General features: G+C 57.0%; 13 protein-coding genes and 1 riboswitch. Of the genes, 8 read left to right on the forward strand and 5 right to left on the reverse strand.

Annotated elements, in window-relative coordinates; all coding sequences use genetic code 11:
- Nucleotide 1 precedes the first annotated feature (1 nt).
- Nucleotides 2-895, reverse strand: a complete 894-nt coding sequence (locus tag RDK48_RS10370) for an ornithine carbamoyltransferase (protein WP_298997226.1) — start codon at nucleotides 893-895, stop codon at nucleotides 2-4.
- A 262-nt stretch (nucleotides 896-1,157) separates the two neighbouring features.
- Here RDK48_RS10370 and RDK48_RS10375 point away from each other — a divergent pair, with 262 nt between their 5' ends.
- From RDK48_RS10375 to RDK48_RS10410, 8 genes are all read left to right on the forward strand, one after another.
- Nucleotides 1,158-1,820 carry an HAD family hydrolase gene (locus RDK48_RS10375; RefSeq protein ID WP_298997223.1) on the forward strand — a complete coding sequence of 221 codons (663 nt, stop codon included), beginning with the start codon at nucleotides 1,158-1,160 and terminating at the stop codon, nucleotides 1,818-1,820.
- 1 nt (nucleotide 1,821) lies between these two features.
- The gene (locus RDK48_RS10380) at nucleotides 1,822-2,529 is read left to right on the forward strand and encodes an ATP-binding protein (RefSeq protein WP_298997221.1); all 708 of its coding nucleotides are present in this window, start codon (nucleotides 1,822-1,824) and stop codon (nucleotides 2,527-2,529) included.
- Between the two features lie 206 nt (nucleotides 2,530-2,735).
- Nucleotides 2,736-3,671, forward strand: coding sequence for a homoserine O-succinyltransferase (metA, locus tag RDK48_RS10385; RefSeq protein WP_298997218.1), 936 nt, complete (start codon nucleotides 2,736-2,738; stop codon nucleotides 3,669-3,671).
- A gap of 41 nt (nucleotides 3,672-3,712) precedes the next feature.
- Complete coding sequence (locus tag RDK48_RS10390; protein ID WP_298997215.1) at nucleotides 3,713-4,156, forward strand: Rrf2 family transcriptional regulator; 444 nt, start codon at nucleotides 3,713-3,715, stop codon at nucleotides 4,154-4,156.
- Entirely contained in the window at nucleotides 4,140-4,976 is an 837-nt protein-coding gene (gene nifU / locus RDK48_RS10395; RefSeq protein WP_297147991.1) for a Fe-S cluster assembly protein NifU, read from the forward strand. The genes RDK48_RS10390 and nifU overlap by 17 nt, the downstream gene beginning before the upstream one ends.
- A 5-nt stretch (nucleotides 4,977-4,981) precedes the next feature.
- Nucleotides 4,982-6,136, forward strand: coding sequence for a cysteine desulfurase NifS (gene nifS / locus RDK48_RS10400; protein ID WP_298997210.1), 1,155 nt, complete (start codon nucleotides 4,982-4,984; stop codon nucleotides 6,134-6,136).
- A gap of 251 nt (nucleotides 6,137-6,387) precedes the next feature.
- Nucleotides 6,388-7,647, forward strand: coding sequence for an HD-GYP domain-containing protein (locus RDK48_RS10405; protein WP_298997206.1), 1,260 nt, complete (start codon nucleotides 6,388-6,390; stop codon nucleotides 7,645-7,647).
- Between the two features lie 33 nt (nucleotides 7,648-7,680).
- On the forward strand, nucleotides 7,681-8,685 hold the full coding sequence (locus RDK48_RS10410) for a bacteriohemerythrin (protein WP_298997203.1): 1,005 nt from the start codon (nucleotides 7,681-7,683) through the stop codon (nucleotides 8,683-8,685).
- Nucleotides 8,686-8,776: 91 nt separating this feature from the next.
- On the opposite strand, the gene nrdG is transcribed toward RDK48_RS10410, so the two are convergent.
- From nrdG to RDK48_RS10430, 4 genes are all read right to left on the reverse strand, one after another.
- A complete protein-coding gene (gene nrdG / locus RDK48_RS10415) occupies nucleotides 8,777-9,292 on the reverse strand; it encodes an anaerobic ribonucleoside-triphosphate reductase activating protein (protein WP_298997539.1) in 516 nt (171 codons plus the stop codon).
- Nucleotides 9,285-9,455 (reverse strand): anaerobic ribonucleoside-triphosphate reductase, encoded by a 171-nt coding sequence (gene nrdD / locus RDK48_RS10420; protein WP_034605181.1) that lies wholly within the window; start codon nucleotides 9,453-9,455, stop codon nucleotides 9,285-9,287. Before nrdD ends, nrdG begins: the two co-directional genes overlap by 8 nt.
- 52 nt (nucleotides 9,456-9,507) lie before the next feature.
- The gene (locus tag RDK48_RS10425) at nucleotides 9,508-11,763 is read right to left on the reverse strand and encodes an anaerobic ribonucleoside triphosphate reductase (protein ID WP_374042269.1); all 2,256 of its coding nucleotides are present in this window, start codon (nucleotides 11,761-11,763) and stop codon (nucleotides 9,508-9,510) included.
- 121 nt (nucleotides 11,764-11,884) lie between these two features.
- A riboswitch (cobalamin riboswitch) is annotated at nucleotides 11,885-12,064 on the reverse strand.
- Between the two features lie 605 nt (nucleotides 12,065-12,669).
- Entirely contained in the window at nucleotides 12,670-15,285 is a 2,616-nt protein-coding gene (locus RDK48_RS10430; protein ID WP_298997197.1) for a pitrilysin family protein, read from the reverse strand.
- Nucleotides 15,286-15,310 lie beyond the last annotated feature (25 nt).

Here is a 15,310-nt window from a genome sequence, read left to right on the forward strand (position 1 = left end):
ACTAGATCCCGCTTTCATTATCAAGAAAAACCCAGTGCAACATGCGCTTGTGAACCCGCAAACGGTATTCTGCCTGTTGCACCAACAGTGAGGCCTTACTGGCCAGAATGGAATCGTCAACACGGATGGCTGCTATGGGCGAAGCACTCAGCATAAGATGCGCGTCATGCGCCGCCTTGGCGAGCAGTTCCGGCGTCACGCTCCAGCTTTCGCGCTCTTCGTCCGTCAGGCCGCTACGGCAGCCCGCAAAAACATAGTTGACGCCGCGCACGGCCTCTTCCACACTATCCACAATGGTAATGCGCGACCCGTAGCGCTCCGCAGCTTCTTTGAGCGGCGCGGGGTCCACGCGGGACGGCACGGCAATGCGCAGTGAAAAGGGAAACCATGCCGTTGCCGCCATCAATGAATGCAGCGTTCCGTTGACGCAGCCCAGCCAGCCGCAGGTCACGCCGTCAAGATAACGCGAATTGCGCAACATGCAGGCGATGTCGGCCAGCGCATGCGCCGGGTGCGCATCCGGGCTGCCCGCATTGATAAGCGGGAAGCGCAGACACGATGCCTCCATATCCCACCCGCCCACGGGCATGCCATACATGTACATGCAGTCAATGTAGTAGCTGAAAACGGGCAGAAGCTGTTCCTGATAATCATTCATTTCATTGCGCCAGCTGCCACGGCTGCCCTCGTACACCACAGCGCCGCCCATTTGCCGCACAGCGGCAGAAACGCAAAGCCTCTCGGGCAGGGAGTGTTGCGAAAACATCAGCAGGGCCACGCGCTGCGCCATAAAGTCTGTTTGCAGCTTCGGTTCCGGCATGCCCAATGCCTGCTGCACCAGCAGCCAGGACGCCTTTTCACCAAGACTCTTGATATTTAAAATATGTCTCGCCATAGATCCTCCGTGACGGTCGTCACATACAGCATCTTGAGCCCGCGATACTGTTCTATCAATGCGTGAAAATTCTGTCCAGCAAAGCACAAAAAGCGGCAGGCATCACAAACCCTTATGTGCATTTTGCGAAACAATCTTTTAACACACTGAAAAAAAAGAGAATAGTGGATCTTGTCGCATTAATACCCATTGAATACTTGTGATTTAATCCACTTTTCAGCTACAGTACGGGTGCCCGCTTGCAGGGCCCACAGGAGCATACATGAGAGCATTCATTTTTGATCTGGATGGAACACTGGTTGACAGCCTGGAAGACATTGGTCAGGCCTGCAACGATGTTCTGGCCAGTCACGGCTATCCAGTTCATCCCTTGCCAGCGTACAGATTCTATGTGGGCCGCGGCTTTCACAAACTTGTGAATGACGCCCTCCCCGAGGGTGAAGCAGCAAAGCTTTCTTCAGCCCAGCTGACAGCGTTGATTGCAGAGGCCCGTAGCCGCTACGGTGAAAATATGTGCATCCGCACCAAGCCCTATGCCGGCATCACCGAAGCGCTGCACACGCTTGCCGCAGATGGCCACGCCCTGGCCGTCCTTTCCAACAAGCCGGACGACCTCACGGTTGAGCTGGTGCGCCGCTACTTTCCTGACGTGCCGTTTACCCTTGTGCGCGGCGGCAGGGAGGGGGTGCCCCTCAAGCCGGAGCCGGACGCCCCGCTCGACATGCTGCGGCACATGGACTTTTTGCCCCAACGCAGCTTTTACGTGGGCGACAGCAACGTGGACATCTTCACCGCCCGCAACGCGGGTATGATCTCAATCGGCGTGGCCTGGGGATTTCGCGGCGCGGACGAGCTGCGCGCAGCCCAGGCCGACCATGTCATCGACACGCCCGCAGCGCTGACGCGCCTGGCAAAGGAGGCATAATATGAAACGTCCCATCATTGAGATTGACGAAGAAAAGTGCAACGGCTGCGGGCAATGCGTACTCGACTGCGCCGAAGGCGCGCTTGCCATCATTGACGGCAAGGCCAAACTTGTCAGCGACATCTACTGCGACGGCCTCGGCGCGTGTCTGAACTGCCCCGAGGGCGCCCTGCGCCTTGTGGAAAGGGACGCGCCCGAATTTGATGAAGAAGCGGCCCTGGCCGCCAAGGCAAAAAGGGATGGAACCGCCCAGCCCCACCGCCCCCACGGCGGCGGCTGCCCCGGCAGCATGGCGCGCACGTTCACCCCGCTGACTGGCGGCCCTGCAACCACGGCCCCCGCCGGATCGCAAGACCTGCGGGCGCAGGTGCCCACCTGGCCCATCCAGTTGCGGCTGGTTCCGCCCACAGCGCCCTATCTGCGCGGGGCCAATATCTTGCTGGCCGCCCATTGCGCAGGCTTTGCCCTGCCCAATCTGCATACGGACTGGATGCGCGGGCGCGTACCCATCATTGCCTGCCCCAAGCTTGAAGACAACGAAGTGCTGGTGGAAAGGCTCACAGCCATCATCAAACAGGGCGGCATTGCGGGCATTACCGTACTGCGCATGAGCGTGCCCTGCTGCGGCGGGCTGGACAGGCTGGCGCACCGCGCCATTGAGGCAGCAGGTAGCACCTTGACGCTGGAGACGCATATTGTACAATTGTAAGTATGCTATAAGAAGTATACATGGGCAAGAAATGCCCATGTAGGAAATACCTAAAGTCCGCCTTGACAAAACATAGTGTAATGCTATGTTTTAGGGGCGGGCTTTTATTAATTGAAATCGCCCAAAAACTGTAACCCGCAGACGGGCCGTAAGGGGCAGTGAACGCACTGCCAAGTAAGACTGCTTTGCTGTAAAGGATCATCGACATGCCCATCAAGATTCCTGCTGATCTTCCCGCCTGTGCAGCGCTTGAGAGCGAAAACATCTTTGTGATGACGGAAGATCGCGCTGTTCAGCAGGACATTCGTCCGCTGGAAATCGCCATCGTCAACCTCATGCCCACCAAGATCGCCACAGAAACCCAGTTGCTGCGGCTTTTGAGTAATTCGCCCCTCCAGGTCAACATCACCCTGCTGCGCACAGAAGCTCACGAATCCAAAAATACTCCCACTCAGCATCTTGAGCGTTTTTACAAGACATTTTCAGAAATTCGCCACGGCAGCTTTGACGGCATGATCGTGACCGGCGCTCCGGTGGAACACCTCCCTTTTGAAGATGTGGACTACTGGCACGAGCTGCTGGACATCATGACCTTTGCGCAAAGCCGCGTGTACTCCACCTTGTACATCTGCTGGGCGGCGCAGGCGGCCCTGTACCATTTTTACGGTATCCCCAAGTACGCCTTGCCTGCCAAAGTTTCCGGCGTGTTCCAGCACGACATTTTGCAGCCGGCCTGCCGCCTGTTCAGCGGCTTTGACGATACGTTTGTCGCGCCCCATTCGCGCCATACAGAAGTTCGCGCCAAGGATGTGAGCAAACAATCCGAGCTGCGCATTCTTGCCGAATCGCCAGAAGCCGGGCTTGCTCTGGTTGAGAGCCGCGATCATTCACAGGTTTTCATGACCGGGCACCTTGAGTACGACAGGGGCACCCTGGATGCGGAATTCCGCCGCGATCAGGAACGGGGCATGAGTCCCATACCGCCCAGCAACTACTATCCCGGCAACGATCCCAGCCGTCTGCCCAACATGAACTGGAGGGCACACGCGCACCTGTTCTACTGCAACTGGCTTAACTACTACGTTTACCAGGAAACGCCCTTCAGCCTTACTGCCATTGCCCGTGACCGGCAGGGCAAGTAAGAGTTCATAATCCTGAACCCCTACAGGATACGAGGATGCCTATGCGATTTTCTACCAGAACCCGTTACGGATTGCGCTTCTTGCTGCGTCTGGCGGCCCAGCCCCAGGGCTCTCTTTTGCAACTGGGGCAGGTAGCCCGTGAAGAAAACATCTCATCGGGCTATCTGGAACAGATAGTGCGGGCACTGCGCCCCATGGGCATCTTGCGTGCTGTGCGCGGTTCTGGCGGCGGGTACTCCCTTGCCAAATCGCCATCAGATATTAACATTGAAGAAGTCTTTCAGCATCTTGAGGGTGAAATTTCCCCTGTGCGCTGTCTGAGCAAGGGTCGCCATTGCCAACGCGAATCCCACTGCTCCACCCGGGGCTTCTGGACAGAACTGGACGGGCACATCCGCTCCTTCCTGCAAAAGCGCACCTTGCAGGAAATCATTGACACAGAGAAATGCTCCGTAACGGGAGGCAATCATGTGGAATTACACTGAAGCAGTACACGACCACTTTCTGCGGCCGCACAATGTGGGTCCCCTTGAAGGCGCCAACGCCATTGGCGAAGTGGGCAGCCTGACCTGCGGCGACGCCCTTAAGCTATATCTCAAGATCAACGACCAGCACATCATTGAAGACGCCAGCTTTGAAACCTTTGGCTGCGCCAGCGCCATTGCGTCAAGCTCTGTGCTGACAGACATGGTCAAGGGCATGTCTGTTGAAGACGCGCTCAAGATCACCAACAAGGACATCACCAATGCTTTGGGCGGCCTGCCCAAGCAGAAGATGCACTGCTCCGTCATGGGCCAGGAGGCGCTTGAAGCCGCCATCCGCCAGTGGAAGGGCGAACCGCCCGTGCCCCATGCCCACGAAGACGGCAAGCTGGTGTGTAAGTGCTTTGGCATCACGGATGCCCAGATTATCCGCGCCATCACCGAAAACGGCCTCAAGACCGTTGAAGAAATCACCAACTACACCAAGGCTGGCGGCGCATGCGGCGAATGCCTTGATGAAATCGCCGAAATTCTGGCTGGTCAGCTCAAGCAGAAGCCCCTGGTCGAGCTCAAGCCCAAGCCGCGCCTCACCAACGTGCAGCGCATGCAGAAGGTGCTCAAGACCATCGATGAAGAAATCCGCCCCCAGCTTGCTGCTGACGGCGGTGATATTGAACTGGTGGATGTGGACGGTCTGCGCGTTGTGGTCTCCCTGCGCGGGCGCTGCGCCCAGTGCCGCTCGAGCGAAGTGACCATCCGCGATCTGGTGCAGCGCCTGCTGCGCGAACATGTTGAAGCCGACATCGTGGTTGAGGAGGCCTAACCGCCATGAAAACCATCTATCTTGACAACAACGCCACCACGGCTGTTGCGCCTGAAGTACGCGATGCCATTCTGCCCTATCTGAACGAGCTGTACGGCAACCCTTCAAGCATGCACACCTTTGGCGGTCAGGTGGCCGATGCGGTCGAAACAGCCCGTGAGCAGATGGCCGGGCTGCTGGGCGCAAACCCGGACGAAATCATCTTTACCTCCTGCGGGTCGGAGAGCGACAATGCCGCCATATGGTCTGCCATCCAGACCCAGCCTGAAAAGCGCCACCTCATAACCACCCGCGTGGAACATCCCGCCGTGCTCAGCGTCATGCAGCACTGGGAACGCCAGGGTTACCGGGTGACCTACCTTGGCGTGGACAACAAGGGACGCCTTGATCTGGACGAATACGCAGCTGCCCTCACGCCTGATACGGCGCTGGCATCCATCATGTTTGCCAACAATGAAGTGGGCAATATCTATCCCATCCAGCGCATGGCTGAAATGGCCAGCGAGCGCGGCGTGCTGTTCCATACTGATGCCGTGCAGGCCGTTGGCAAAACGCCCATTGACCTTGCCCATCTGCCTGCGGATATGCTTTCGCTCTCCGGCCACAAGTTGCACGCCCCCAAGGGAATTGGCGTGCTGTATGTGCGCAAGGGTGTGCGCTTCCGCCCGTTTTTGCGGGGCGGCCATCAGGAACGGGGCCGTCGTGCAGGCACCGAAAATGTGCCCTACATTGCAGGGCTTGGCGCAGCGGCTCAGCTTGCCATTGCACACATGCAGGAAGAACGTGTCAGCGTGGCCATGCTGCGCGACAGGCTTGAACAGGGACTGCTTGAACGTATCCCCGACTGCATGGTGAACGGCGATGTGGATAACCGCCTGCCCAACACCACCAATATTGCATTTAAAAACGTGGAAGGCGAAGCCATCCTGCTCATGCTCGACAGGTTCGGCATCTGTGCAAGCTCCGGGTCTGCCTGCACCTCTGGCAGCCTTGAACCTTCGCATGTACTGCGCGCCATGGGTGTGCCCTTTACATACGCCCACGGCTCCATCCGCCTTTCTCTCTCCCGCTACACCACGCAGGAAGAAGTGGACTTTGTCATCCAGAACTTCCCTGATGTCATCAAAACCCTGCGCATGATTTCTCCTTTCAAGAATTAATCCTGGCTCAAACAACAATTGGCGCAGACTTCAATACCTTTAGATTACGTGCCGCACTCATCCGGGTGCGGCACATTTACGTCTGCGGCAAAAATTCTGCGCAATTGTAACATACGGCTCTGGTTGCACCCATGATGCCAAAAAGTACTCTTTCTTTCGGTCGCTACGCAAATGAGCCTATTGCCTCCAAGGGCCGGTTGTCCTATTATTTTACTTTGAATATCTGTCCCGATTGGTGAGAGTGAGGTTTCATGCGTTCAATTCGCCTTTTTGATCTGCTGATGGGTTTTTCGCGTGCGCTGGATATGGTCACGCCGCTTCTTGCCGGACACCATCTGCGGGTTGCCTTTTTGAGCCAGGTTATTGCCGAACGCATGCGGTTACCCCGCACCACGCGCAAATACATGCTTATGGCCAGCATGCTGCACGATATTGGGGCAGTGCCGCTCAAAAGCGATACGCGCGACCTCATCTTTGAGCGCAACAAAGCCCTGCACTGCCGGGCTGGCTGGGCCTTTTGCAAAACAGCAGGGCTGCCCACGCCGGTATGCGAAATGGTGCTGCATCACCATACGGAATGGTGCAGCTATGAGGCATCCGACCAGCATTCACTGCCAGCCAATTGTATTCACATGGCTGACCGGGTTGACGTGGCCCTGCGCGGCAAGCAGACTTCTGACCTGCACAGCATCTGCCTCACCTTGCAGGCAAGAGACAGGGAATACGCCCCAGCCTGCCTTGCAGCGCTGGCAACCCTGGCTCATGATGCGGAAATTTCAGCGCTTCTGGGCAGCCACGAGCGCATGGAAGAATACCTGGCCACGGCATTTGGCTCTGTGATTCTTGGCCCGGTGCAGCTTGTGGAACTGTGCGGGCTTTTTTCGCAAACCATTGACTCCAAAAGCCCCTTTACCGCCACCCACTCCCTTGGCGTGGCCTATACGGCGCGCATGCTGCTCAGGCTGACCCGCATGGCCGATGCCGACGATCTCACAACCATGTTTGTGGCCGGTCTGCTGCATGACATTGGCAAACTCGCGGTGCCGCTCGAAATTCTGGAAAAACCAGCGGCGCTCACGCCTGACGAAGTGCAGGAAATTCAGAAACATGCTGAAATCAGCATGGAGTTGCTGGGTTCCATACCCGGTTTTACCTGCGTACGGGAATGGGGAGGCAGACACCACGAGCGCATTGACGGCACTGGCTATCCCCACAATATTGAAGGAAGCAGCCTGACACTCCCTGTGCGTATCATCGCCGTAGCGGATGTATTTACAGCCCTCACAGAAGACCGCCCCTACCGCAACGGCATGCCTCTGGCCGAAGCCATGAGAATCATCGCATCCATGGCGGAACTCGGCTATCTGGACAACGGCGTGGTAGCGCTCCTGGCCGATAATGTGCTACGCGTCAACAAAGAGCGCATACGCGCCCAGCGCAAAGCCGCAGCAAACTTTGTGGTTATGCGCAGGCTGTGCGATGAGGCGGCCAAGGCTGCCAGGCAACCTTGAACTGGGTAGCCATACCCACTGACGGGGGGAATCATGGGCGTTCCAATCATTTTTCTGATTATTGCTCCCTTGGCTGGCATTATCGCCATGCAGCTCACCCCGCCCTTTTCTCGGCTTGCTGTTGTCCTCTCCCTGATTTTTTCCTTCTGCGGCCTTGTGCTGCTCTACCGCTACCTCCTGCTTCCCTTGCGCACATTCGTAGCTGCCCTCGCGCAGCCAGGCTGCGCTGAAATTCCGTCCATACCCACGGCCTGCGATGTTGTGCGCGCTCTGGAAGACAGCCTCAATGCCAGAGAGGCCACGCTTCGCCACGATCTTGCCGAGGCGCGCGAAACAGCAGCCAAACTCCGGCAGGAAATTCAGGAACTACGCGAAAGGCGCGTTGTGGACATGCAGACGCAGCAGACTGCCCTTGCGGCGCTGCGCAAAGCCCAATCTGAATTGAATGACCTGGCTACAGCTGCTGATGCGGACAGTGGGTTGCCTGTGGACCGCCCGCACATCAGGGAGCAAATTCTTGACCTTTCTGCGGTGCTCCACCATAGCGAATGCATATTGCTGCACGCCAGCCAGCTTTTAGGTACAGCTGACACCGACAAAGACGAAGCAGATACTACGCTTGCAGAGGCCTTCCCTTGGGATAGCCGCTACAACACAAACATTCCGGTCATTGACGGCCAGCACAAACTTTTGCTTTCGTACATCAACAAACTACACCGTGGAATGCAGAAAGGCTGCGACAAAAAGCTGCTGCTCGAAATTCTTGATGATCTGACGGGCTATGCTTTTAGCCATTTTGCCACAGAAGAAATATTCTTCAGCCGCACGGCTTATCCGCTCACAGCACGGCACATTGAAGTACACCAGAGTTTCAGAAAAACAGTGACAGAACTCAGGGAGGCCGTGCTTGACGACAAGGCCTTTATTGATATTGCCCTGCTGGAATACCTGAAAACCTGGCTGGTGGATCATATACAGCAGATGGATGTGGGTTTTGCCTCATATGTGACCGGCACAAAGCCCACACCGGAGCAGTAAGCCTTCTGCGGCCAGACCCCAATAAAAAACCCCGCTAAAAGCGGGGAACAGACGCGATCGGCAGAGCAAACTGTCAGGACTCGCAAAAAGTTCAACGGCTGAGCAGTTCTGCCGCTATTCGTTCTCGGGCAGCGCGGTCAAGAAGGCGCTGGTTTGAACTGCCCCTAAACTGCAGCTCAAGGTCGCGGAGGCTTTCCACATAGGGGCCATCCACAAGAACATCCGTCAGTTCCAGCAGCCGGTTTGTCCAATAGTCATTGCGGGCAAGCAGGGCTTCGAATGTGTACCCCGTGTAAGTCATCACATTTTTGCGCATGGCCTGTACACCCTCGGCCACGGCGCAGAGCGCCTGGGCCTGCTCAAAGGGCTCCCCGCCAGACAGCGTCACGCCCGCCAGGAGAGGGTTCTCCCCAAGCTGGGCAAGGGCGGCCTCCGCCGTAAACGGAAAGCCGCCCTCAAAGTCGTGCGTCTGCGGATTGTGGCACCCTTTGCAGTGATGCGGGCAACCCTGCGTGAACAGGACATACCTCAGGCCCGGGCCGTCCACTATGGATTCTTCCACAATGCCTGACAGCCGCATGACCCCGGCATTACCGGATTCAGGCATGCTTGACACGATCGCGCTCTTCCGAGCGCTTGGCATTGTTGAAACGGTCAAGCGTTCCCACAAGGTAACCGGTGATGCGGCGGGTACGTTCAAAGCCCACATCCTGACCCACAAGTTTCTGCGCGGGCTTGGTTTCCTCGAACAGACGCGATTTCATTAGCATTTTCGCTCTCCTTGTTCTATCAGCAAAAGTTGATGAAAATTGTATATGACCGCTAGTCCCACTTGGGGGTGTGCGGGTATTTTTTACGCAGTTCTTTAAGCAGCTCGGCACTCACGGCTTCGCCTTCCTTACGGCCGCAACGGGGGCAGGCGCCGTTGATCACACCCACATAGCCGCAGACAGGGTCGCGATCCAGGGGATGGTTGATGGAGCCGTAGCCAACGCCATTATCATGCATAAAACGGATGATGCTCTCAAAAGCCTCAAGGTTTTTGCAGGTATCGCCATCCAGCTCCACATAGGTGATGTGGCCCGCATTGGTCAGCGCGTGGTACGGAGCCTCGATCTGTATCTTTTTAAAGGCCTTGATGGGGCAGTACACCGGCACGTGGAACGAGTTGGTGTAGTAATCCCTGTCAGTGATGCCGGGAATGCTGCCGAACTTTTCCTTGTCGAGGTTGACAAAGCGCCCGCTCAGGCTTTCCGCCGGGGTGGCGATGAGTGAAAAATTGAGCCCTGTCTTTTCAGCCTCGTCATCGCACCGTTTGCGCAGATGCGTAACAATCTCAATGCCAAGCTTCTGGGCATCTTCGCTTTCGCCGTGGTGCTGGCCCACAAGAGCCTTGAGCGTTTCGGCAAGGCCGATAAAGCCCACGGTCAGGGTGCCGTGCTTGAGCACTTCTTCAATGCTGTCGTCCCAACCCAGTTTGTCGGAATCAAGCCAGATGCCCTCGCCCATGAGGAAGGGATAGTTACGCACCTTTTTGGCGCTCTGGATCTTGAGCCGATGCAGCAACTGGCGGAACACCAGATCGATCTTGTCGTCCAGCAGGGCGTAGAAACGGCTGATATCACCGCGCGCATCCAGCCCAAGCCGGGGAAGGTTGATGGACGTAAAGCTCAGATTACCGCGACCGCACGTAACCTGCCTGTCCTTGTCGTACACGTTGCCAAGCACACGTGTGCGGCAGCCCATGTAGGCCACTTCCGTATTATAGTCGCCCGGGCGGTAGTACTGGAGGTTATACGGCGCGTCAAGAAAGCTGAAATTGGGGAAAAGCCGCATGGCGGAAACATCCATAGCCTGCTTGAAAAGATCGTAGTTGGGATCTTCAGGATTATAGTTGACCCCGGACTTAACCTTGAAAATCTGCACGGGGAAGATGGAGGTTTCTCCATTGCCAAGCCCGGCCTTGGTGGCGCGCAGCAAGTTTTTGACAACTATGCGGCCCTCGGCAGAAACATCCGTGCCGTAGTTGATGGAGCTGAAAGGCACCTGCGCGCCTGCGCGGGAATTCATGGTGTTCAGGTTGTGGATCAGGGCTTCCATGGCCTGATAGGTGCGGCGCTCTGTGTATTTGAAGGCTTCGCCGGCAGCATAGGCATGCGCGCGCGTTACAAGTTCGCGCTGGGCCTCGGGGGCAGCCGCCACAAGAGCTTCTCCAAAGGCATCGCAAGTGCCAAGGCGTGGGCCTTCGGGCAACAGTGCGATGGTTTCTCTGGCGGCGTCAATGGCTGCCTGCTCTTCCAGATTCTGGGCAATGCGCAAAAATGCGGCAAAGGCGCGCTCATATTCCTTGCGGTAGGTTTTGATAACGCCTTCGGCCATGGCAAAGTCAAAATGCGGCACACTCTGGCCGCCGTGCATTTCATTCTGGTTGGCCTGAATGGCAATGCAGGCAAGGGCCGAGTAGCTCTCAATGGAATTGGGCTCGCGCAAATGCCCGTGCCCCGTGGAAAAACCATTTTTAAACAGGGGGATAAGGTCAATCTGGCAGCACGTTTCCGTGAGCATGTAAAAATCTTTGTCGTGAATGTGGATATCGCCGTTGAGGTGCGCGGCAGATGCATCCTTGGGTAGAATGTAGTTGTCGATGAAGAATTTTGAGCCCTCGGAACCATACTTGAGCATAGTGCCCATGGCCGTATCGCCATCGATATTGGCGTTCTCGCGCTTGATGTCTTCCTGCAGGGCCGGGGAATACGTAAGTTTTTTATAGATATCCATGAGATACGATTCCGCATTACGGATTTTCGTATGCTCGGCCCGGTACAGAATGTAAGCCTTGGCGCTTTTGGCGTAGTCGTACTGAATCAGGGTTTCTTCAACAACATCCTGAATTTCTTCCACATGCTTGAGGCAGCGCGACTCCAGCTTTTTGCACACCTTTTCGGTGACAAACAGCAGGTCAGTGGGGGACATGTCTTCACCGCCAACGGCCTGATTGGCCTTGGTGATGGCATTGAGAATCTTGACCGAATCAAAAGGCACTTCCGTGCCGTCGCGCTTAATAATGCTGGCGAGCATGAACTTCGCTCCAAACGTGTGGGCTATGAACAAAAAGGCCGCCCGAACAAAACGGGCGGAGAGGCCATCAATGGCCTTTTTCTGACGGTTCATCTGCAAAAGCCCGTTGCAGATGCTCCACTTTCTTAGAACGGTTGAAAGCAGGTCTTCCGGCTTGCCTGCCGCTTTTCGGCCTTCCCGGTTTTATCCAGTGACACGCGAGGAAAAGCGGTTTTGAACAGGCACACGGCGGCGGGTCCGCTCCCGAATTTCACGGGAATTCCCTATTAAGCTCCATGGCGCTTTCAATGTCTAGAAAATCTCAAAAGAATTGCACCCTGTCAATAAATGCACGCAAAAAAGCTCTCCTAGTGCCGTAGCAACACTGCGAATTCACTATTGAATTTTCTTGCCTGCCCATTTTTTCACTACATCAAGGCCGCAAAACAGTGAGGGCGGGAACAAGAAAGTTCGCCCTGACTAGAGCCAGATCAGGCAACCTGACCCGCAACATGTGTGGCTTTGATTGGCGTTGCTGAAACATTTCGTCATGAATTCAGGCATCATGCCCGCATGGCGCTGCCGCCCAGGCACCGGCACTGCGACCGCAGCCGATACCTGGCGAGCTTTCCTCAGAAAGCAGTTCCCGTAACGCAGACAAGAACCTACTCTACCCACGCAGGGTTTTCAAGACGGCCTCCCCCACGTAAGGGGACTTACCTCGGACTTGACATTTTTATTTGCCCGCCGCTTGCCGAAGATATCGTTTATAAAAACTTTTTTTGTACACGCAAACAGGGTTTGAGAATTCCGTAACAGCTAATAAACACAAGGGGCCGCATCGGCCCAACTCCGCTTCCACCGCCAATTTGCAGAGAAGCGCAATCGGATACCCGATGCGGCCCGTCAATAAACCCGAAACGCCGTCTACGGCAGCAGGATCATGTTGTAGAGGTTCTTGTCGTCCAGATACTTCTGCGCCACGGCCTGAATATCCGCAGGGGTCAGCTTGGCTGCTTTGTCGATGAGCGACTTGCTGAAATCGCGGGGCAGGCCCAGCACGGCGTCTGTGGCGGCCACGCCTGCGCGGGAATCAAGGCTTTGCTTGTCGCGGTAGTATTCGCCAAGCAGGCGGTTGGCTCCGGCTTCAAGCAGTTCCGCAGGCAGGGGTTTTGCCTTGATATCGGCAATAATCTTGGCAAAGCCTTCACGCGCCTGCGCCACCTTGTCAGGCGTAGTGCCAATGTAAAAAGCCATCATGCCAGCCTGAGGCATGGCGCGGTAAAAGGCCGTGACCGTGTACCCAAGGCCCTGCTCGTCGCGCATCTGGCTGAACAGCAGGCCGCTCTGCCCGGAAAGCACAGACTGCAAAAGCATGAGTGCCGGGGCGTCCGGGCTGGTGTAGGGCACAGCCTTGAACATCTGGAGCACGTGGGCCTGATTGCGCCCTGGCAGATGCAGATCAAGGTTACGGGCATCACCCCATGAGGGAGCGGGCAAGGAGAAATCCTTTTTGTCTGGCGCGGGCAATGTGCGGGCAAAGGCCAGCACGGCCTCGCGGTCAAAATCGCCTGCCACTGCCAGCACCCAGGGCTGCACGAGCTGCTTGTCCCAGAACGAGCGCACATCCTTGGGCGTAAACTTGGAAAGGTTCGCTTCCGTCCCCAGGCTGTCGTAGCCGTAGGGCTGACCGCCGGGGAAGATGAAGGGATTCACGCGTGAGAACAGGAAGGAGGTGGGCCTGTCTGCCCGCTGGCGGATGGCGGCCTTCATATTTTCCGCTTCACGCTTGATTTCCTTGGCTTCAAACCGGGGCTTGCCCAGAACCTCGCCCAGCATGGAGAAATAATCGGCATTGAATCGGGCCGGGCCGGTCAGGGACACGGTAAAGGTTTGCAGGCCCGCCTTGGCGGAGAGTGAAGCCGCGCGGTCGGCGAAATAGCGTTCCATTGCCTGGGCGTCCAGTTTGCCGCTGCCGTCGCCAAGGGTGCTGGCCGTCAGTTCTGCCAGCCCCTGCTGGTCAGGCTTCAGCAGGGCGTTGCCGCCGGGCAGCATGAGATCAACCGCCACATAGGGCACAGTTGCATCAGGAATAAGAATGACGGTACGTCCCTGCCCCAGATCGACCACTTCCTGCTGACCCGCAGTGGCCGAAGCCTGCTGCGCAGTTTTGGCAGCGGCGCTGCCGGGCCAGTTCTTTTGCAGCACGGCTTCCAGATCGGGCAGCTTGGCATTCTCAGGCGCGAGCACACGCACCCGCGCCCTGCTGGGGTCAAGCCAGAGGTCAATGGCCTGCTGCACCTGCGGCTGCGAAACATTACGCTGGGTGAAGCGCAGATTTTGTTCCGCCACATCGCCGCCCAGCTCAAACTGGACGCTGCCCAGCCAGGAGGCCAGGCCGTTGAGCGTTTCCGCCGAGCGGTCCATGCTGTCTTCAAGGTTGTAGCGGGCGCGCTTGAGGGCCTCGGGCTTGAAGTCTGCGGCCTTGAGTTTGGCAAGGTCTGTGGTCAGCCCCTGCCAGAAGGCCTCCAGCTTTTCCGGGGCCATATTGGCTGTAATGTACAGCATGCCCGCGCGCGCAAGGCTCATGTTGCCCACGCTGATGCTGTCCACAAGCTGCTTTTCATACTCGTACTTGCGGCTCAGCAGCGAGGTGCCGTCGCCGCCAAGCAGGTAGCTCAGCACGTCCAGATCCACAGAGCGCAGGTCCCGCAAGGCTGGCGCAGGAAAGGCCATGCCCAGATAGACCTTGTTCCAGGGGCCGCGCACTACCTCAACGCGCTGGCCGCCGGGGGCCATAAGCAAATCAACCTGCGGCGGCGTAACAGCATCGTTGGTGTTGGCCATAGCGCCAAAAAGTTCCTGCGCGTGTTGCATCACAGCTTGCGGATCAATATCGCCCGCCACCAGCAGCATCATGTTTTGCGGCTGATACCAGCGCTGCACATAGGCGCGAAGGTCATCGGCAGTGATGGCGCGCACGGTTTCCTTAAAGCCGATGATGGGTCGCCCGTAGGGGGTGTTCTGGAGTGTGGACACCTGCAGGCTTTCAAACAGCCTGCTCATGGGCGAATCCTGATCGCGCTCAAGCTCGGAAATCACCACTTCTTTTTCCGACTCCAGCTCCTTGGGATCCAGAGAGGCCTGAAAGGCCATTTCTTTCACCACGTCCATGCCCATGCGCCAGTGAGCGGCGGGCATGTCCGTCATGTACCATGTCTTGTCAAAGCTGGTGGCCGCGTTGAGGTAGCCGCCAAGGGCTTCCACATCGCGCGCCACCTGGCCCTTGGGCCGATGCTCTGTACCTTTGAAGACCATGTGCTCAAGCAGATGGCTGATGCCAGCCTGCTTGGCGTCCTCATTGGCCGACCCGGTGCGCACGTAAAGGCGCGTTGCCACCAGAGGAAAGCGGCTGTCCTTGATGATATACACGGAAAGCCCGTTGGGCAGTTTGGTCAGGGTTCGCTGTTCGCCCGGAGCCGCAGAGGCCGCGCCAGCCAGCAAGGCCAGCAGCAAGGGCAATAACAGAAGTATGCGTTGCATGTTTGCTCCTTATGGATTTGCAGTC

The sequence above is a fragment of the uncultured Desulfovibrio sp. genome, assembly GCF_902477725.1.
Taxonomy (GTDB): Bacteria; Desulfobacterota; Desulfovibrionia; order Desulfovibrionales; family Desulfovibrionaceae; genus Desulfovibrio.